This is a genomic window from Pseudomonas sp. DCB_BI, assembly GCF_026240995.1.
Taxonomy (GTDB): Bacteria; Pseudomonadota; Gammaproteobacteria; order Pseudomonadales; family Pseudomonadaceae; genus Aquipseudomonas.
This window is the reverse complement of sequence record NZ_JAPFCG010000022.1, coordinates 34,338-53,058: the sequence shown is the minus strand read 5'-3', so window position 1 is coordinate 53,058 and position 18,721 is coordinate 34,338. Positions and strand designations below refer to the sequence as shown.

Genomic DNA, 18,721 nt, shown 5'->3' with positions numbered 1-18,721 from the left:
AAAATTGCACCCTGCGCAACTCGTCTAAGCTTGGAATGGCGCATTGTCCAGGGAGGATTGCTTTTGCGAAGACTGCTGGCCCTGTTACTGCTGTGGTCTACCCACAGCCTGGCTGACCAGCCGGTGCTGCGCTTTTCCGTAGCCGAGAGCTGGAGCATGCCGCTGGTACGCATCGAAGGCGATCAGCCAGTCGAGGGGTTGCTTTACGACCTGATGCAAGCCGTTGCCAGGCAAGTGGGTGCTCGCCCCGAGTTCCACGTCATGGCCCGCCTGCGCCTGGAAGAGGCCATGAGCAGCGGCGATATTGATGTCCGTTGCTACGTCAGTACCCAATGGCTCAACGACCGTCCAAGGGATTTTGTGTGGAGTATCCCGCTGATTCATCAGCGCGACGTGCTGGTTGGCCGCGCCGGCGACAGCACCCCGACACCCCCGGAGCAACTGCCACCTCAGGCGATCGGCACGGTGCTGGGCTACACCTATTCAACCCTGCAACCGCTGCTGGACCACGGCCAGCTGCACCGTGAGGACAGCCGCAGCCAGTTGCTGGTGCTGCAAAAGCTGCAGGCCGGCCGGTATCGCCATGCGGTGAGCAACCAGTTGTCGTTGCAGTGGTTCAACCAAGGGTTGCCAGCGGAGCAGCAATTGCAAGCGCTGGCAGTGCTGGACGAACAGGATTTGGGGTGCATGGTGCGCAACGATCCGGCGATACCGACACAAGGGCTGTTGCGGGCGTTGGTAAGAATGAAGCAGTCAGGGGAGATCGAGCGGATTGTGCAGCGGTATGGGGGAGCGGGCGACCCGGGCAACATGTCTGTGGCCCGGCCCTGATCCGGCCTATCTGATGGAAGGCAAAACCCTCGCGAAGCTTGCGCGCCCTCCTGTGGGAGCGGGTTCACCCGCGAACACCGGCAAAGCCGGTGCCATCCACCGCGGCGCCTGCTTCGCGGGTGAACCCGCTCCCACAGGGTTACTCGATATTCCTGCTATCCAGACTTACTTCAAGACCAAAATCACTGGCCTTTACGCTCAAACGCCAAGCTGACAGCATCCGCCTGCCCCCAGGCAATCTGCATGGCCCGTAACCCATGCTCCAATAACTGCCTGGTTTCTTCGTCCTGAATGCGCTCAAGCGCCCGCCGGCTATCGCTGTAGGCGAACATCAGGTAGTGGGAAACATTCATCAACGCGAACTCCATCGGGACGATGCCTTCGCTCATGGCGCGGGCAAGGGATTTGCCTTGGGGAAGATCGAAGACGTGGGGTGGATCGGGGACCAGTTTTTTCATGAGATCACCATACCGGGCTGAGAGCACCCTTTCGCTTCCACACTTAGGGTGACAGTTGTACGCGGGGTGGAAGACCAGGGGTATGGGAAACCCGGCAGGCCCGAAGGCCTCCCACGCACAACCGTCATATCGACAGCCGCCAAACCACCCAGGCTTCCACACCCGATCGCTGAACTGACAGCGACCGCGAAAGCCTAGTGGGCGAGGTTGACCGGGACAATCAGACGGGAGTCGACGGAACACGTAGGATAATTCGCTATGCCTGCCTGACGTGTAGGGGCTTTCCTAGACTGTTATCAGACCTATCTTAAAGTGGGCACTCTGATCATGTGCTTACTGTTATCGGGCTCCCTGTCTTCACACCAAAGCCCGTAAATACGCACTCAAGAACAACCCCACACCAAACACAAAATGCGTGGCCAGGCTCTTCAGACAGTTCCGCGCAGGTGTCGGCGTTCTGGACGCAAAGAACCCTGCCCCCATCGCCGGCTGCATGAGGCAAAACGGCGCCACGACTGTACCCACACCCACAACTACTGCAGGTAAAAGAGTAGGCGACCGCAACCAGCCCTCCCCTACGATCACAAGCAGCAGCATCGCGAAAAGCACGCCGGTGGCGTAGTGAATTACCCATCCCCACGCCAACTCATTTCGCACCGGTTCCGCTTTGGCAATCGCTTGGTGCGAAACACGCCCACCTAGCAAGTGCCCCGCCCAACGCCCGACCATGGCAAAGTTCAGCGTTGCCACACCCAACCGCCTCAGCAGCAGCCCCCACAGGTCCATCACTACAGTGGCAGCTATGCCAATCGGCAATGCAGCTAAAAACATCGCAGTAAACGTCATTGAACAAGCCCTCGAAAGTTGACGGTCATTACCCATGCCGCGCAGCATAGAAGTTGAAGTCAACTTCAAGTCAAGGGCTCGAAATGGACATTGCCGACGTCGCCAAACGCACAGGCGTACCTGCATCGACACTGCGTTACTACGAGAAGAAAGGCTTGCTCAAGTCCCTGGCCGGGCGCGGCCAGCGACGACAGTTTGCAGCCGATGTGGCGGACAGGCTGGCGCTGATCGCCCTGGGGCAGGCCGCGGGGTTTTCGCTGGATGAAGTGGGGGCGATGCTGGTGGACCTGCAGGTCGACCGGCAGATGCTGATAGCAAAGGCGGACGAGCTGGATGCGCGGATCAAGCGCTTGCAGGCGATGAGCAATGGCTTGCGGCATGCCGCGCAGTGTCCTGAGAAAGATCATCTGGCCTGCCCGAAATTCCAGCGGCTGATGAAGCTGTCGGCGGCGGGAGCATTGGGCGAAAAGCAGGAAAGAACGAAGGCGTTCGTTGCAGATTGAGGTTTTCCGACCCCAGAAATGGAGGCGGCCCCACCAGCCACACCCCGGCACTCGATGTTCCCGCTATGGCTGCTCCCTTCCGGGCCTGACCAGGTTAACGGGTAATCAATGCGGGGGGACCGATGGGGCCACCACAACATGCCTCGCTGAGCAGCGAGTGGCGCCATTGTACCGGTCTTTGGGGCAGATACAACCACTGCGACAGAAAAAGTCATCATTTCTCAATGACTTGTCAGGGTCGAGACGGCCTGGACGGGCCTCTTCGCGGGTAAACCCGCCCCTACGGGCGACCGCGCGGGCTTTTCATATTTTGAGCAAGACAGTTGCCCCCCACAGAGAGGGGCGGGATGCCTAGACTGCTATGCCCTGCTCGGCCAGGAAGGTAACGAAGGTATCTTCGTCCAGTACCTTCACACCCAGCTCAGCAGCCTTGGCCAGCTTGGAACCTGCACCCGGCCCTGCCACCACGCAGTGGGTCTTGCCAGAAACGGAACCGGCAACCTTGGCCCCCAGGCTTTCCAGCTTGTCCTTGGCAATGTCCCGGCTCATGCGCTCCAGCGTACCGGTCAGCACCCAGGTCTGGCCGGCCAGCGGCAAGCCTTCGGCCACCTTCTTCTCGCTGCTCCAGTGCATGCCGAATGCCAGCAGCTGCGCTTCGATGTCCCGGGCCAGTTTCTGGTTCGCTTCATCCTTGAAGAACTCACGCACTGCGTCGGCCTGCTTGGCCGCCAGGGCCTGGCGCAGGTCAATGCCGTCGGCGGCGATGATCTTGTCCAGGCTGTCGAGCCTGGCCACCAACTTCTCGGCACCGGTCGGGCCGACGGAGGCAATGTCGAGCTTGGCGATCATCCCGGCCAAGGTGGTGCTGGCGGCAAATTCGGCAGCCAGCTCGCCTTCGTCCTGCAACTGCATACCACTGTCGAGCAGCTGCTGGATAACCTTCTGGTTGTGCTCGTCTTCAAAGAAATTGTGGATCTCGTAGGCCACTTCGAGACCGATGTCCGGCAAATAGGTCAACACCTGCGGCAATGCCTGCTGCACGCGCGCCAGGCTGCCCAGCGAGCGGGCCAGCACCTTGGCAGTCTCCTCGCCGACATCCGGGATGCCCAGCGCGTAGATGAAGCGCGCCAGGCTCGGGCGTTTGCTGGCTTCGATGGCATCCAGCAGCTTCTGGGTCGACACCTCGGCAAAGCCTTCAAGGCCGACGACCTGCTCGAACTGCAGCTTGTACAGGTCAGCCGGCGAGCCAATCAGCCCCTCGTCCACCAATTGCTCGACGCTTTTCTCACCCAGGCCGTCGATATCCATGGCCCGACGCGATACGTAGTGAATGATCGCCTGCTTGAGCTGGGCGCCACAGGCCAGGCGACCGACGCAGCGGTACACCGCACCTTCGCTGGTGGTTTCCTTGCCTTTGCTGCGTTTGACCAGCTGGGTGCGCTCGACCTGCGAACCACACACCGGGCACTCGCTTGGCACTTCTACCGGGCGGGCGTCTTGCGGACGACGCTCCAGCACCACCTGCATCACCTGCGGGATCACGTCGCCGGCCCTGCGAATGATCACCGTGTCGCCGATGCGCAGGCCCAGGCGGGCGATTTCGTCCATGTTGTGCAAGGTGGCGTTGGACACGGTCACACCGGCCACCTTGACCGGCTTCAGCCGCGCTACAGGCGTTACTGCACCCGTACGGCCAACCTGGAACTCGACGTCCAGCACCTCGGTCAGCTCTTCCATCGCCGGGAACTTGTGGGCAATCGCCCAGCGCGGCTCTCGGGCGCGGAAGCCCAGTTCGCGCTGGGCGGCCAGGCTGTTGACCTTGAACACTACACCGTCGATCTCATACGGCAGGCTGTTACGCCGCTCGCCAATGTCGCGGTAGTAGGCAAGGCATTCTTCGATGCCCGCCGCATGCTTGAGCTCGCGACTGATCGGCAGGCCCCAGGCCTTGAGTTGCTCGAGGATGCCAATATGGCTGTCGCCGATGCTTGCGGACAGCTGGCCGACGCCATAGCAGCAGAACTCCAGCGGGCGGCTGGCGGTGATTTTCGAGTCCAGCTGGCGCAAGCTGCCAGCGGCGGCATTGCGCGGGTTGGCGAAGGTCTTGCCACCGGCCTCGGCCTGGGCGGCATTGAGCCGGTCGAAACCGGCCTTGCTCATGTACACCTCGCCGCGCACCTCCAGCACTGCCGGCCAACCCTTACCCTGCAACTTGAGCGGGATGTTGCGCACGGTGCGTACGTTGGCGCTGATGTCTTCGCCAGTGGTGCCGTCGCCCCGGGTGGCGCCCTGCACCAGCTGTCCGTCGCGGTACAGCAGGCTCACGGCCAGGCCATCGAGCTTGGGTTCGCAGCTGTAGTCGACCGCGCCCGGCTGATCCAGGCCTTCTACCACACGGCGGCCGAACTCACGCAAGTCGGCTTCTTCGAAGGCGTTGCCCAGGCTGAGCATGGGCACTTCGTGGCGCACCTGGCTGAACGCAGCCAAGGCAGTTCCACCCACACGCTGGGTGGGCGAGTCGGGGGTTACCAGGTGCGGGTGTTCGGCTTCCAGCGCCTTGAGCTCGTTGAACAGACGGTCGTATTCGGCATCAGGCACGCTGGGCTCGTCGAGCACGTAGTAGCGATAGTTGTGCTGGTCGAGCTCGGCACGCAGTTCGAGGATACGGGTTTCGGCGGTCATTTTTCAGGATCTCTTGCAAAGCAAAAGAGCAGCACTGGGCTGCTCTTGCACTTGAAACAGGGTGGGCAAAACCAGGCCAGGCCTGCCCACTTGGGCAGATCAGCGCTTCTGGGTCAGCGCACGGCGCTCGAACTCGACGATGCGCTGGCGGTAGTGCTCGATGGTCTGGGCGGTCAGCACACTGCGCTGGTCGTCCTTGAGCTCGCCGTTCAATTCGTGGGCCAGCTTGCGTGCTGCTGCCACCATCACGTCGAAGGCCTGCTTCGGATGACGCGGGCCCGGCAGTCCGAGGAAGAAGCTCACCGCACGGGTGCTGAAGTGGTCGATATCATCCAGGTCGAATACACCCGGCTTGACCGCGTTGGCCATGGAGAACAGCACTTCGCCGTGACCGGCCATGCTCTCGTGGCGGTGGAAGATGTCCATTTCACCGAAGCGCAGGCCGCTTTCGAGAATATTCTGCAGCAACGCAGGGCCCTTGAAGCCACCTTCATCGCGCGAGATCACGCTGATGACCAGCACTTCCTCGGCCGGCGGCAGCTCCTTGACGCTACTGCTGGCAGCAGGCGCTGCATTACCGCGGGTATTGTCAGCGGCAAAGTCCTCGTCGCTGTCGGCGAACAGGTCGGGCTCGCGTGGCTCGGCGCTGAGGTTCAGGTCGCCCTGCTGTGCGTCGGCAGCTGCGGTGGCGCGCTTGGCACGCTTGCTGGCCTTGGCCGGCTTGGGCTCGCGCTCGCGGTCACGCGCAGAAGCGCTGAGCGAAGGCAGGTCGCTTTCGTCCAGCTCAGGCTCCTTGTGGGTGTCCAGCACCCGCGACGGGCCGAGCACTTCGGCACTGGCGCCTTCTTCGTCCGGCAGGTTGGAATAACTGCGGTCCAGACGGAATTTCAACTTGCCCTTGCCGCCGCGCATGCGGCGCCAGCCGTCGAAAAGAATACCGGCAATGACAATGATGCCGATGACGATCAGCCACTCGCGCAGACCGATTTCCATGTAATCCCGTGCCTCTATAAAAATATGCTTGAAAACAAAGGGTTCAAAGCCCTTTAACACGTGGCGCCAACTCTATGTTCTGACAGGCGTTTTACCCACGCAAAAAACGAGTGACATTAAGCTAGCACGACCAAAGACAACTTTACACCGTCTGTCGCACATGGCGGGGGCATTTCGCTACAGAATGTGCCCCCATCGTCGCGCATCAAGCATCGACCATGGCCATGGCCGCCTCCACATCAACAGCGACAAGCCGTGAACAACCGGGTTCATGCATGGTCACCCCCATCAATTGGTCCGCCATCTCCATGGCGATCTTGTTGTGGGTGATGTAGATGAACTGCACGCTTTCACTCATTTCCTTTACCAGGCGCGCATAGCGCCCGACGTTGGCATCGTCCAGCGGCGCATCGACCTCGTCGAGCATGCAGAACGGTGCGGGGTTCAACTTGAAGATGGCAAACACCAGCGCCAATGCGGTCAGTGCCTTTTCGCCGCCGGACAGCAGATGGATGGTGCTGTTCTTCTTGCCCGGTGGTCGCGCCATGATCGTCACCCCTGTATCGAGTAGATCTTCGCCCGTCAGTTCCAGATAAGCGCTGCCACCACCGAAAACTTTTGGGAAAAGTGCCTGTAATCCGGCATTTATCTGATCAAAGGTATCCTTGAAGCGGTTGCGGGTTTCCTTGTCGATCTTGCGAATGACGTTTTCCAAGGTCTCCAGCGCTTCGACCAGATCAGCGTCCTGGGCATCCAGGTAGCGCTTGCGCTCGGACTGCTGCTCGTATTCCTCGATGGCCGCCAGGTTGATTGCCCCCAGCCGCTGGATACGCGCCTCAAGCTGCTCCAGCTCCTGCTCGGTGCCCTGCTCGCTGGCCTCGGCCTCCAGGGTGGCGAGCACGCCTTGCAGGTCGTAACCGTCGGCCAACAACTGCTCCTGCAGGGTCTTGCGCCGCACATCCAGGCCCTGGCACTCCAGCCGCAGCTGTTCCAGTTGGCCACGTAGCAATTGAGCCTGCTGCTCGGCCTGGGTACGGCGCTTTTCTGCATCGCGCAGTTCGCGGTCAGCCTCATCCATGTGCAGGCGGGCCTGGCGCATTTCCTCGTCGACGCTCATGCGCAGTTCCAGCAGCGCTTCCAGCTTCAGGCGCAGCTCTTCCTGCGGGGCTTCGCCCTCTTCCAGGTTCAGGCTCAGTTGCTCCTGGCGCTCGGTCAGCCGCGCGGCTTGCTGCTCCAGGCGCTCCAGGGCCTGCCGGGTGGAATCGTGCTGGGCCCGCAGCGAGCCCAGGCGCACGGCCAACTGGTGGGCGTGGTCCTTGTGCTGGCGGGCCTCCTGGCGCACCCGGTCAAGGCTTTCGCGCAGGGTGTCGCGGCGGGCCATCAACTGCTCGCGCTGTTCGGTGTCCTGGGCCATCAACTCCAGGGCTTCTTGCAGCAGCAGGCGGGCCTCGCCCAGTTGCTCGTGCTCCAGGGCGCGCTGTTCTTCTAGCTCGGTCAGTTCTTCCTGCAGGCGCCGTCGGCGCAGTTCAACCTGCTCGGCACGGGCGCGGCTGGCAGACAGGTTGGCCTTTAGCTCACCGTGCAGGCGGTTTTCTTCCTGGGTACGGCGGCGCAGTTGTTCGCGCTGTTCTTCAACGTCCAACTGCTGTTCACGCAGCGCGTGCAACTGTTGATCAAGCTGCTCCAGCGCCGCTTCCTGAGCCAGTTGCTCCTCGCCCAGGCGTTCGATTTCCTGGCCGCGCGCCAGCACACCGCCTTCGGCCTCACCCCCACGCCGTACCCGCAGGAACTGCCGGCCAACCCAGTAGCCGTCGCGGCTGACCAGGCTTTGCCCCTCACCGAGCGAGGCACGCTGTGCCAGCGCCTGGGCCAGGTCATCCACAGGCTTGATCTGGCCCAGCCAAGGTGCCAGGTCGACACGGCCTTCGACCTTTTCCAGCAGGCTGCCGGGCAACGAGGAACCGGCGCCGCTTGCCACCAGCAGGCGCAATTCGCCCTGTTCCAGGCCGGTGAAATCAAGGCCGTCGAAGTCGTCCACCAGCACGGCCTGCAAGTCAGCGCCCAGCACGGTTTCCACCGCAAGCTCCCAGCCCGGCTCGACCCGCAACCCTTCGGCCAGGCGCGGTTGTTGCTCCAGGCCTTGGCCATGCAGCCAGTCAGCGGCCCCTGCCCCCGGTTCCAGGGCGGCCTGCTGCAAGGCCTCCAGCGAGGCCAGGCGGCCGCCCAGGCGCTGCAGGTCGCCCTGTGCCTGCTGTTGGGCGTGAGTGGCCTGCTGCAGTTGCTCGCGCAGGCCTTCCAGGCGCTCGACCACCTGTTCTTCGGATAACTGCAATTCCTCCAGCAGCATTTCGCTGCTGGCCAACTGCTCGGCCAGTTCGAGCATGGCGGCGTCCTGGGGATCACTGCCCAACTGCTCGCGCTCATCGCCCAGCTTGCGCTGGCGCTCGGCCTGGCGCTCCAGGCTGGTTTCCAGCTGCTGCAGGCGCGCCTGCTGGACTTCGGCTTGTCGGCGCGGCTCGGCGGAACGGTTGTTGAAACTGTCCCACTGTTCCTGCCAGCCGTGCATGCCCAGCTCCGCCTCTTCCAGCGCGGCAGCGGCTTCTTCGGCGGCGGCCAAGGTCATTTCCTGCTCAGGTTCGAGCATGGCCAGCTCTTCGCCCAACGTTGCCAGCAAGGTGCGGTCGTGGCCCAGGTGCGATTCGGTTTCCAGCCGTGTCCGCTCGGCTTCCTTGAAGTCGTCCTGCAACTGGCGCAGGCGCTGCTGGCCATGCTGGATACTCTGCTCGACCCGGGCGATGTCGCCAGCCACCGAATAGAACCGGCCCTGCACCTGGTTGAAGCGTTCGGACAGTTCATGATGGCCGTCACGCAGGCGCTCGATGCTGGCATCGGCATTGCGCTGCTCGGCCACCAGCGCCTCGTGGGACACGTCCTGATCGCCGATCACCGCCTCACGCTGGCGCACCCGTGCGTCCAGGTCGCGCCAGCGCAAGGCCGACAGACGCGCTTTCATCTGCCGTTCCTGAGCCTTGTACTCACGGTACTTCTCGGCTGCCTGGGCCTGCCGGTGCAAGCGCTCCAGCTGGCGTTCCAGCTCTTCGCGCAGGTCGGTCAGACGCGCCAGGTTTTCCTGGGTGCGGCGGATGCGGCTCTCGGTTTCGCGGCGGCGCTCCTTGTACTTGGAGATACCGGCGGCTTCCTCGATGAAGTTGCGCAGCTCCTCGGGTTTGGCCTCGATCAGCTTGGAGATCATGCCCTGTTCGATGATCGAATAACTGCGCGGCCCCAAACCGGTACCCAGGAAAATATCGGTAATGTCGCGCCGGCGGCACTTGGTGCCATTCAGGTAATAGCTGTTCTGCCCGTCGCGGGTGACCTTGCGGCGGATGGAAATCTCGGCGTAGGCGGCGTACTCGCCAACCAAGGTGGTTTCACTGTTGTCGAACACCAGCTCGATGCTGGCCTGGCTGACCGGCTTGCGACCACTGGAGCCATTGAAGATGACGTCGGTCATCGACTCGCCGCGCAGGTTCTTCGCCGAACTTTCGCCCATCACCCAGCGCACCGCGTCGATGATGTTGGACTTGCCGCAGCCGTTGGGGCCAACCACGGCCGCCATGTTGCTGGGGAAATTGACCGTGGTCGGGTCGACGAACGACTTGAAACCGGCCAGCCGAATGCACTTCAGGCGCATCGGTCAGCCTCGGGCCAGTGCCGCCAGCACCAGTTCGCAGCTGCGCTGGCCATAGGCAGTCAGCACTTCGCGAATGCGCGGCAGGTCGCGGGCAACCACGGCTTCGAGCAGGCGGGCGAACAGGTCGAGGTAGTCGATCATGTTGGCTTGGCGCTGGTCGAGCGACAGGTAGTAGGCGCGGCTCATGGCCGGCTGCAGGTTCTCTACGGTTTCCTGCAGGAACGGGTTGTCGGCGAACGGGTAGGCTGCACGCATCACGGCAAAGCTGTCAGCGACAAAGGTCTTGATGTCCAGCTGGTCGTGGGCACGCTGCAGGCGCTGCTGAATCTCCAGAAACGGGCGCAGGTCGGCTTCGGTGCGCCATTTTTGCGCAACCGCGTTGCCCAGCAGGATGTAGAACTCGCCCATCAAGGAACACAGGCTGCGCACGCTGCGCTCGTCCAGTTCGGTGACATGGGCACCACGGCGCGGCAGGATCGCTACCAGATGGCGACGTTCGAGGATGAGGAGTGCTTCGCGCACCGAGCCGCGGCTGACGTTGAGCGCCTGGGTAACCTTCTGCTCCTGGATACGCTCGCCTGGCGCCAGTTCGCCGCGGATGATGCGTTCGGCCAGGTAATCGGCAATCTGCTCGGAGAGGCTGTCCGGGGCCTTGAACGTCATGGTTTTCCTTCAAAATCATTGAACTGGGCACAAGTGGCGGATTGTAGCGTACTTGGGCGGTAATCGCGCAGAGGGGCCAGGCGGTTTATTTGACCTTTCAGACAGCCACGCGCCCGGCGCGATCTATGCTTGGAATAGAGGCAGTGTGTGCGGCTGGGCATGGACATGAGCATTTTCTTGACCTTTGAGTCAGAAAAATATTGACCTGCTAGACAGGTGTTGCTTAGAGTCCGCCCAACAACAATAAAACCATTGCGAGGCCATCCCCGTGATCCAGTTTCTCGTCAACCAGGAGCTGCGTAGTGAGCACGCCCTGGACCCTAACATGACAGTGCTGCAGTACCTGCGCGAGCACCTGGGCAAACCCGGCACTAAGGAGGGCTGCGCCAGTGGTGACTGCGGTGCGTGCACCGTGGTGGTCGGCGAACTGAGCCAGGACGACCAAGGCAACGACAGCCTGCGCTACCGCAGCCTCAATTCGTGCCTCACCTTTGTTTCGTCGTTGCACGGCAAGCAACTGATCAGCGTCGAGGGGCTCAAGCACCAAGGCCAACTGCACAGCGTGCAACAAGCCATGGCCGATTGCCATGGCTCGCAGTGCGGCTTCTGCACCCCGGGCTTTGTCATGTCGCTGTTCGCCCTGCAAAAGAACAGCAGCGGCCCCGACCTGCACCAGGCTCAGGAAGCCCTGGCCGGCAACCTGTGCCGCTGCACCGGCTACCGGCCGATCCTCGACGCCGCCGAGCAAAGCTGCCGCCAGCCCTGCCGTGACCAGTTCGATGCCCAGCAGGCGCAGACCATCAGCCGCCTCAAGGCCATTGCCCCGACGCAGACCGGCGAGCTGAACAGCGGCGACAAGCGCTGCCTGGTGCCGCTGACCGTGGCGGATCTGGCCGACCTGTACAGCTCGCACCCTGAAGCGCGACTGCTGGCCGGTGGTACCGACCTGGCGCTGGAAGTCACCCAGTTCCACAAGACCTTGCCCGTGATGATCTACGTCGGCCACGTGGCTGAGCTCAAGCGCATCGAGAAAACCGCCAGCCACCTGGAAATCGGCGCCGCCACCCCGCTCACCGACTGCTATGGCGCGCTTAACGAGGAATATCCTGACTTCGGCGCCCTGCTGCATCGTTTTGCCTCGCTGCAAATCCGCAACCAGGGCACCCTCGGCGGCAACATCGGCAACGCCTCGCCAATCGGCGACTCCCCCCCCCTGCTGATCGCCCTGGACGCGCAGGTGGTGCTGCGCCAGGGTGAACGCCAACGGGTGATGCCGCTGGAAGACTACTTCATCGACTACCGCATCACGGCTCGCCAGGACAGCGAGTTCATCGAGAAGATCATCGTGCCGCGCGCCTCCAGTGACTGGGCGTTCCGCGCCTACAAAGTGTCCAAGCGCCTGGACGACGACATCTCCGCCGTGTGTGCAGCCTTCAACTTGAGCATCGAAGACGGTGTGGTCAGCGGTGTGCGGATCGCCTTCGGCGGCATGGCAGCGATTCCCAAGCGCGCCCGTGCCTGCGAGGCAGCGCTGCGCGGCAAGCCGTGGAACCAGGCCGCCATCGAACGCGCCTGCCAGGCCCTGGCCGAGGACTTCACCCCGCTCAGCGACTTCCGCGCCAGCAAGGAATACCGCCTGCTGACCGCGCAGAACCTGCTGCGCAAGTACTTCATCGAACAGCAAACGCCGCATATCGAAACCCGGGTGACCGCTTATGTCTAACCATCACGTAGCCAAGAGCCAGGCCGAGATGGCCGAACTGTTCAGCCAGGACCTGACCACCGGGGTCGGCCGCAGCGTCAAGCACGACAGCGCCGACAAGCATGTATCCGGCGAGGCTGTGTACATCGACGATCGCCTGGAATTCCCCAACCAGTTGCACGTCTATGCCCGCACCGCCGACCGCGCCCATGCGCGCATCCTGCGCATCGACACCACGCCGTGCTATGCCTTCGAGGGTGTGCGCATTGCGATCACCCACGAAGACATCCCCGGCCTGAAAGACATCGGCCCGGTAGTGGCCGGCGACCCGCTGCTAGCCATCGACAAGGTCGAGTTCTTCGGCCAGCCGGTGCTTGCCGTTGCAGCCCGGGATCTTGAAACCGCACGCAAAGCGGCCATGGCCGCCATCGTCGAGTACGAAGACCTGGAGCCGGTGCTGGATGTGGTCGATGCGCTGCGCAAGAAGCACTTCGTGCTCGACAGCCACACCCACCAGCGTGGCGATTCCGCTGCCGCCCTGGCCAGTGCCCCGCATCGCATTCAGGGCACCCTGCATATCGGCGGCCAGGAGCACTTCTACCTGGAAACGCAGATTTCCTCGGTGATGCCCACCGAAGACGGCGGCATGATCGTCTACTGCTCCACGCAGAACCCCACCGAAGTGCAGAAGCTGGTTGCCGAAGTACTCGATGTGCCGATGAACAAGGTGGTGCTGGACATGCGCCGCATGGGTGGCGGCTTTGGCGGCAAGGAAACCCAGGCCGCCAGCCCGGCGTGCCTGTGCGCGGTGGTGGCGCGCCTGACCGGCCAGCCGACCAAGATGCGCCTGCCCCGGGTCGAGGACATGACCATGACCGGCAAGCGCCACCCGTTCTACGTCGAGTACGACGTAGGCTTCGACGACAACGGTCGCCTGCATGGCATCAATTTCGACCTGGCCGGCAACTGCGGCTACTCGCCTGACCTTTCCGGCTCGATCGTCGACCGCGCCATGTTCCACTCCGACAACGCCTACTACCTGGGCGATGCCACTGTGCATGGCCACCGCTGCAAGACCAACACCGCCTCCAACACCGCCTACCGCGGCTTCGGCGGCCCGCAGGGCATGGTCGCCATCGAACAGGTGATGGACCATATCGCCCGCCACCTGGGCCGCGACCCGCTGGCGGTGCGCAAAGCCAACTACTACGGCAAGACCGAACGCAACATCACTCACTACTACCAGACCGTCGAGCACAACATGCTCGAGGAGATGACCGCCGAACTGGAAGCCAGCAGCGACTATGCCGAACGACGCGAGTCGATCCGCCGCTTCAACGCCAACAGCCCGGTGCTGAAGAAGGGCCTGGCGCTGACGCCGGTCAAGTTCGGTATCTCGTTCACCGCCACCTTCCTCAACCAGGCCGGTGCGCTGATCCACATCTATACAGATGGCAGCATCCACCTGAACCACGGCGGCACCGAGATGGGCCAGGGCCTTAACACCAAGGTGGCCCAGGTGGTGGCGCAGATCTTCCAGGTTGATTTCAGCCGCATCCAGATCACCGCCACCAACACCGACAAGGTACCCAACACCTCGCCAACCGCAGCGTCGAGTGGTGCCGACCTGAACGGCAAGGCGGCGCAGAACGCGGCCGAAATCCTCAAGCGGCGCCTGACCGAGTTTGCCGCACGGCACTATCAGGTGACCGAGGAAGATGTCGAATTCCGCAACGGCCATGTGCGCGTGCGCGACCAGATCGTCAGCTTTGAGCAACTGGTGCAGCAGGCCTACTTCGCTCAGGTGTCGCTGTCCAGCACCGGGTTCTACCGCACGCCGAAAATCTTCTACGACCGCAGCCAGGCACGCGGCCGGCCGTTCTACTACTTCGCCTTTGGCGCCGCCTGCGTGGAAGTGATCGTCGACACCCTGACCGGCGAATACAAGATGCTGCGCGCCGACATCCTGCACGACGTGGGCGATTCGCTTAATCCGGCCATCGACATCGGCCAGGTGGAAGGCGGTTTCATCCAGGGCATGGGCTGGCTGACCACCGAAGAACTGGTGTGGAACGCCAAGGGCAAGCTGATGACCAACGGCCCGGCCAGCTACAAGATCCCGGCAGTGGCCGACATGCCGCTGGACCTGCGCGTAAAGCTGGTGGAAAACCGCAAGAACCCGGAAGACACCGTGTTCCACTCCAAGGCCGTGGGCGAGCCGCCGTTCATGCTCGGCATTGCGGCCTGGTGTGCGATCAAGGATGCCGTGGCCAGCCTGGCCGACTACCGTGTGCAGCCACAGGTGGACGCGCCAGCAACGCCGGAGAGAGTGCTGTGGGGGTGTGAGCAGATGCGCAAGGCGGTGGCTGCCACTCAGTCCGCAGAACCGGAGCTGGAAACCGTCACCCAGTAACGCCGCGCTCCGCTTTTTCTGTGGGAGCGGCCTTGTGTCGCGAAAGGGCTGCGCAGCAGCCCCAAATATGTATGTTGCTTTAAGTATTCTGGGGCCGCTTCGCACCCCTATCGCGACACAAAGCCGCTCCCACAAAGAAGCGGACCGCGTTGCACTGAAGAGGATCTGCATCATGCACCAATGGATCAACGCCCTCGCCGACCACCAGTCCCGTGGCGAAGCGTGCGTGCTGGTGACCATTATCGAGGAGCGCGGCTCGACCCCGCGCAATGCCGGCTCGAAGATGGTGGTCAGCGCCAGCGGTCTGTTCGACACTATCGGCGGCGGCCACCTGGAATACAAGGCGCTGCACATCGCCCGGCAAATGCTCGAAGAGCAGCGCACCACGCCGCACCTTGAGCGCTTCAGCCTCGGCGCCAGCCTGGGCCAGTGCTGCGGCGGTGTGACCGTGCTGCTGTTCGAACCCATGGCCGCCGTGCAGGCGCAGATCGCCGTGTTCGGCGCGGGCCATGTCGGCCGGGCTCTGGTACCCTTGCTCGCCGCGCTGCCATGCCGCGTACGCTGGATCGACTCGCGTGAACAGGAATTCCCCGAGCTCATCCCCAACGGGGTGACCAAGGTGGTCAGTGAGGAGCCGGTCGACGAAGTCGCAGCCCTGCCACCCGGCAGCTACTGCATCGTCATGACCCACAACCACCAGCTCGACCTGGAACTGACTGCTGCCATTCTCAAACGCAACGACTTCACCTGGTTCGGCCTGATCGGCTCGAAGACCAAACGGGTCAAGTTCGAGCACCGCCTGCGCGAGCGCGGCTACGACGAGGCCGTCATGGCCCGCATGCGCTGCCCGATGGGCCTGGCCGAGGTCAAGGGCAAGCTGCCCATCGAGATTGCCGTGTCCATCGCCGGTGAAATCATCGCCACCTACAACGCCTGCTTCGGCCAGCACGACGCTGCCGCCAATGCCGGCCCCATTGCCCAGTTGCTGCCGCCCTCACGCCGCAGCCAAGCCATATGACGAGTGTGTTATGACCGTTACCCGCAAAGCCTACCGTGCCGCCATCCTGCACAGCATCGCCGACCCGGCCGAGGTGGGCCTGGAGGCTTCCCATGAATACTTCGAGGACGGCCTGCTGGTGGTCGACGATGGCCGTATCAGTGCCATTGGCCATGCCAGCGAACTGTTGCCGACCCTGGATGCCGATATCCCGGTCGAGCACTATCAGGATGCGCTGATTACCCCAGGTTTCATCGACACCCATATCCACTTCCCGCAGACCGGCATGATCGGGTCGTACGGCGAGCAGTTGCTGGACTGGCTGAACACCTACACCTTCCCTTGCGAAAAGCAGTTCGCCGATAAAAGCCACGCCGACCAGGTGGCGAAGATCTTCCTCAAGGAGCTGCTGCGCAACGGCACCACCACTGCACTGGTGTTCGGCAGCGTGCACCCGGAGTCGGTGAATGCCCTGTTCGAAGAGGCTGAACGCCTGGACCTGCGCCTGATCGCCGGCAAGGTGATGATGGACCGCAACGCGCCAGACTACCTGACCGACACCGCCGAATCGGGCTATGCCGAAAGCAAGGCACTGATCGAGCGCTGGCATGGCAAGGGCCGCCTGCATTATGCCGTTACCCCGCGGTTCGCCCCGACCAGCACGCCGGAACAATTGACCCTGGCCGGCCAATTGCTCAAGGAGCACCCGGGCGTGTACATGCACACGCACCTGTCGGAAAACCTCAAGGAAATCGACTGGGTAAAGTCACTGTTCCCCGAGCAGAAGGGCTACCTGGACGTCTACGACCACTTCGAGCTGCTCGGCGAGCGCTCGGTGTTCGCCCACGGCGTACACCTGTGCGACGAGGAGTGCCAGCGCCTGGCCGAAACCGGCTCGGCCGTGGCCTTCTGCCCCACCTCCAACCTGTTCCTCGGCAGCGGGCTGTTCAACCTGCCGCAGGCCGAGCGCTTCAAGGTCAATGTGGGCCTGGGCACCGACGTTGGCGCTGGTACCAGTTTCTCGCTGCTCAACACCCTGAACGAGGCCTACAAGGTCATGCAGCTGCAAGGCGCGCGCCTGCACCCGTACAAATCGCTGTACCTGGCGACCCTCGGCGGCGCTCGCGCCCTGCGCCTGGACGACCGCATCGGCAGCCTGCGCCCGGGCAACGATGCCGACTTCGTGGTACTGGACTACAAGGCCACGCCACTGCTGGACTACCGCATTCAGCAGTCCAACAGCATTGAAGAAACCTTGTTCGTGCTCACCACCCTGGGTGACGACCGCACTGTGCGGGAAACCTACGCTGCAGGGCGTTGCGTGCACCAACGCTAAGGTTCTTTGGCAAGCCCCCGGTACAGCGCGCCGCCGATTGCAGCACCTATCAGCGGCGCCACCCAGAACAGCCACAGCTGTTGCAGGGCCCAGCCGCCGACGAACAAGGCCGGCCCTGTGCTACGCGCGGGGTTGACCGAGGTATTGGTCACCGGGATGGAGATCAGGTGGATCAAGGTCAGGGCCAGGCCGATGGCGATCGGCGCGAAGCCTGCCGGTGCGCGTGCGTCGGTCGCGCCCATGATCACCACCAGGAACATCGCCGTCATCACCACTTCACTGACGAAACCCGCACCCAGCGTATAACCACCCGGCGAGTGGTCGGCGTAGCCATTTGAAGCCAATCCCGAAGACAGCTCGAAACCCGCCTTGCCGCTGGCAATCAGGTAGATGACCCCCGCTGCCAGGATGGCCCCGATCACCTGGGCGATCACGTAGGGCAGCAGCTCTTTGGCCGGGAAACGGCCACCCACCACTAACCCGAAGGACACGGCCGGGTTGAGATGGCAGCCGGAGATATGGCCAATGGCAAAGGCCATGGTCAGTACGGTGAGGCCGAAGGCGAAAGCGACACCGAGGACACCGATGCCGACCGGGGAACTGGCTGCGAGTACCGCACTGCCACAGCCGCCAAGCACTAACCAAAAGGTGCCGATCAGCTCGGCACCCATTCGTTTACCCAGAGACATGGTCATGGACCTTTCCTCAAGTAGTGGAACGCAATGGATGCGCAAGCCCAACTGCTTGATGAAGGTTTGCCCACAAGAATTTAGCAGACGTTTGGTTAATGGCCAGAAATGTGTGGGGGAACCGCTGTGCAGTCCCCTTCAATCACTCAGGCAAACGATCAACCCTTGGCTGAAACCTTGGGCTTTTTCAGCAAATGCGAGAACACCGCATGCAGGTCGTCCGAGGCGCTTTCCTCGTCCAGGTTCAGCTTGCTGTCGATGTGGTCCATGTGGTGCATCATCAGGCTCACAGCCTGCTCGGCATCACGCGCTTCGATGGCATCGATCAGCTGCATGTGTTCGTCATATGAGCAGTGCGAACGGGTGCCGCTTTCGTACTGGGCAATGATTAGCGAGGTCTGCGACACAAGGCTGCGCTGGAAGCTCACCAGCGGCGCATTGCCCGCGGCTTCGGCCAGTTTGAGATGGAACTCGCCGGAAAGGCGAATACCCGCACCGCGGTCACCGCGCGAGAAGCTGTCCCGCTCTTCACGCACCATCTGCCGCAGCTCGTTCAGCTGGTCCAGGGTGGCGTGCTGCACGGCCAGTTCGGTGATGGCACGCTCGACCATGCGCCGCGAGAAGAACACCTGGCGCGCTTCTTCAACCGTCGGGCTGGCCACCACCGCGCCGCGGTTTGGCCGCAGCAGCACCACACTCTCGTGGGCCAGGCGCGAGAGTGCGCGACGAATGATGGTGCGGCTGACGCCGAAGATCTCGCCCAGCGCTTCCTCGCTCAACTTGGTGCCCGGGGCCAGACGCTGCTCGAGGATTGCCTCGAAAATATGCGCGTAGACGATATCGTCCTGGGTACCGCTGCGGCCGGCCTTGCCGACACGTGCAGGTTTCTTCAGAGGTTGCAGCTGTTCGTTCAT

At 62.7% G+C, this 18,721-nt stretch carries 14 protein-coding genes and 1 other RNA gene; 6 read left to right on the top strand and 9 right to left on the bottom strand.

Annotated elements, in window-relative coordinates; genetic code table 11:
• The first annotated feature begins 63 nt into the window (after nucleotides 1–63).
• Complete coding sequence (locus OO258_RS21990) at nucleotides 64–831, top strand: substrate-binding periplasmic protein (RefSeq protein ID WP_266032561.1); 768 nt, start codon at nucleotides 64–66, stop codon at nucleotides 829–831.
• A 182-nt stretch (nucleotides 832–1,013) separates the two neighbouring features.
• Here OO258_RS21990 and OO258_RS21985 read toward each other — a convergent pair whose 3' ends face one another.
• Nucleotides 1,014–1,289: a hypothetical protein gene (locus OO258_RS21985; protein ID WP_266032558.1), complete on the bottom strand. Its 276-nt coding sequence runs from the start codon at nucleotides 1,287–1,289 to the stop codon at nucleotides 1,014–1,016.
• A 357-nt stretch (nucleotides 1,290–1,646) separates the two neighbouring features.
• Nucleotides 1,647–2,135: a DUF2938 domain-containing protein gene (locus tag OO258_RS21980; protein WP_266032672.1), complete on the bottom strand. Its 489-nt coding sequence runs from the start codon at nucleotides 2,133–2,135 to the stop codon at nucleotides 1,647–1,649.
• A gap of 83 nt (nucleotides 2,136–2,218) precedes the next feature.
• Between OO258_RS21980 and OO258_RS21975 the strand changes: the two genes are divergently transcribed.
• Entirely contained in the window at nucleotides 2,219–2,638 is a 420-nt protein-coding gene (locus OO258_RS21975; protein WP_266032555.1) for a helix-turn-helix domain-containing protein, read from the top strand.
• Between the two features lie 28 nt (nucleotides 2,639–2,666).
• Here the strand turns inward: OO258_RS21975 and ffs are convergent.
• The 5 genes from ffs to OO258_RS21950 all read right to left on the bottom strand — a co-directional run bounded on the left by ffs (nucleotide 2,667) and on the right by OO258_RS21950 (nucleotide 10,670).
• Nucleotides 2,667–2,763: signal recognition particle sRNA small type (ffs, locus tag OO258_RS21970), an RNA gene on the bottom strand.
• Between the two features lie 226 nt (nucleotides 2,764–2,989).
• Nucleotides 2,990–5,320 carry an NAD-dependent DNA ligase LigA gene (gene ligA / locus OO258_RS21965; RefSeq protein ID WP_266032550.1) on the bottom strand — a complete coding sequence of 777 codons (2,331 nt, stop codon included), beginning with the start codon at nucleotides 5,318–5,320 and terminating at the stop codon, nucleotides 2,990–2,992.
• Nucleotides 5,321–5,419: 99 nt separating this feature from the next.
• Nucleotides 5,420–6,313, bottom strand: coding sequence for a cell division protein ZipA (zipA, locus tag OO258_RS21960; protein ID WP_266032547.1), 894 nt, complete (start codon nucleotides 6,311–6,313; stop codon nucleotides 5,420–5,422).
• Between the two features lie 205 nt (nucleotides 6,314–6,518).
• Nucleotides 6,519–10,007 (bottom strand): chromosome segregation protein SMC, encoded by a 3,489-nt coding sequence (gene smc, locus OO258_RS21955; RefSeq protein WP_266032544.1) that lies wholly within the window; start codon nucleotides 10,005–10,007, stop codon nucleotides 6,519–6,521.
• Nucleotides 10,008–10,010: 3 nt separating this feature from the next.
• A complete protein-coding gene (locus OO258_RS21950) occupies nucleotides 10,011–10,670 on the bottom strand; it encodes a GntR family transcriptional regulator (protein ID WP_012273425.1) in 660 nt (219 codons plus the stop codon).
• Between the two features lie 268 nt (nucleotides 10,671–10,938).
• Between OO258_RS21950 and xdhA the strand changes: the two genes are divergently transcribed.
• The 4 genes from xdhA to guaD all read left to right on the top strand — a co-directional run bounded on the left by xdhA (nucleotide 10,939) and on the right by guaD (nucleotide 17,118).
• On the top strand, nucleotides 10,939–12,393 hold the full coding sequence (xdhA, locus tag OO258_RS21945; protein ID WP_003254319.1) for a xanthine dehydrogenase small subunit: 1,455 nt from the start codon (nucleotides 10,939–10,941) through the stop codon (nucleotides 12,391–12,393).
• Nucleotides 12,386–14,785, top strand: coding sequence for a xanthine dehydrogenase molybdopterin binding subunit (gene xdhB / locus OO258_RS21940; RefSeq protein WP_266032540.1), 2,400 nt, complete (start codon nucleotides 12,386–12,388; stop codon nucleotides 14,783–14,785). Before xdhA ends, xdhB begins: the two co-directional genes overlap by 8 nt.
• 172 nt (nucleotides 14,786–14,957) lie before the next feature.
• The gene (xdhC, locus tag OO258_RS21935; protein WP_110746439.1) at nucleotides 14,958–15,803 is read left to right on the top strand and encodes a xanthine dehydrogenase accessory protein XdhC; all 846 of its coding nucleotides are present in this window, start codon (nucleotides 14,958–14,960) and stop codon (nucleotides 15,801–15,803) included.
• A 10-nt stretch (nucleotides 15,804–15,813) separates the two neighbouring features.
• Nucleotides 15,814–17,118: a guanine deaminase gene (guaD, locus tag OO258_RS21930; RefSeq protein WP_110746436.1), complete on the top strand. Its 1,305-nt coding sequence runs from the start codon at nucleotides 15,814–15,816 to the stop codon at nucleotides 17,116–17,118.
• On the opposite strand, the gene aqpZ is transcribed toward guaD, so the two are convergent.
• Nucleotides 17,115–17,813 carry an aquaporin Z gene (aqpZ, locus tag OO258_RS21925; protein ID WP_056801451.1) on the bottom strand — a complete coding sequence of 233 codons (699 nt, stop codon included), beginning with the start codon at nucleotides 17,811–17,813 and terminating at the stop codon, nucleotides 17,115–17,117. The genes guaD and aqpZ overlap by 4 nt on opposite strands.
• A 152-nt stretch (nucleotides 17,814–17,965) precedes the next feature.
• On the bottom strand, nucleotides 17,966–18,721 hold the full coding sequence (locus OO258_RS21920; protein WP_110746434.1) for a GntR family transcriptional regulator: 756 nt from the start codon (nucleotides 18,719–18,721) through the stop codon (nucleotides 17,966–17,968).

Excerpts from the sequence above, each read along its gene's own strand:
- OO258_RS21985 (WP_266032558.1), bottom strand. The coding sequence starts at position 1,289 with ATGAAAAAACTGGTCCCCGATCCACCCCACGTCTTCGATCTTCCCCAA.
- OO258_RS21980 (WP_266032672.1), bottom strand. The coding sequence starts at position 2,135 with ATGACGTTTACTGCGATGTTTTTAGCTGCATTGCCGATTGGCATAGCT.
- OO258_RS21975 (WP_266032555.1), top strand. The coding sequence starts at position 2,219 with ATGGACATTGCCGACGTCGCCAAACGCACAGGCGTACCTGCATCGACA.
- ligA (WP_266032550.1), bottom strand. The coding sequence starts at position 5,320 with ATGACCGCCGAAACCCGTATCCTCGAACTGCGTGCCGAGCTCGACCAG.
- zipA (WP_266032547.1), bottom strand. The coding sequence starts at position 6,313 with ATGGAAATCGGTCTGCGCGAGTGGCTGATCGTCATCGGCATCATTGTC.
- smc (WP_266032544.1), bottom strand. The coding sequence starts at position 10,007 with ATGCGCCTGAAGTGCATTCGGCTGGCCGGTTTCAAGTCGTTCGTCGAC.
- OO258_RS21950 (WP_012273425.1), bottom strand. The coding sequence starts at position 10,670 with ATGACGTTCAAGGCCCCGGACAGCCTCTCCGAGCAGATTGCCGATTAC.
- xdhB (WP_266032540.1), top strand. The coding sequence starts at position 12,386 with ATGTCTAACCATCACGTAGCCAAGAGCCAGGCCGAGATGGCCGAACTG.
- xdhC (WP_110746439.1), top strand. The coding sequence starts at position 14,958 with ATGCACCAATGGATCAACGCCCTCGCCGACCACCAGTCCCGTGGCGAA.
- guaD (WP_110746436.1), top strand. The coding sequence starts at position 15,814 with ATGACCGTTACCCGCAAAGCCTACCGTGCCGCCATCCTGCACAGCATC.
- aqpZ (WP_056801451.1), bottom strand. The coding sequence starts at position 17,813 with ATGACCATGTCTCTGGGTAAACGAATGGGTGCCGAGCTGATCGGCACC.
- OO258_RS21920 (WP_110746434.1), bottom strand. The coding sequence starts at position 18,721 with ATGAACGAACAGCTGCAACCTCTGAAGAAACCTGCACGTGTCGGCAAG.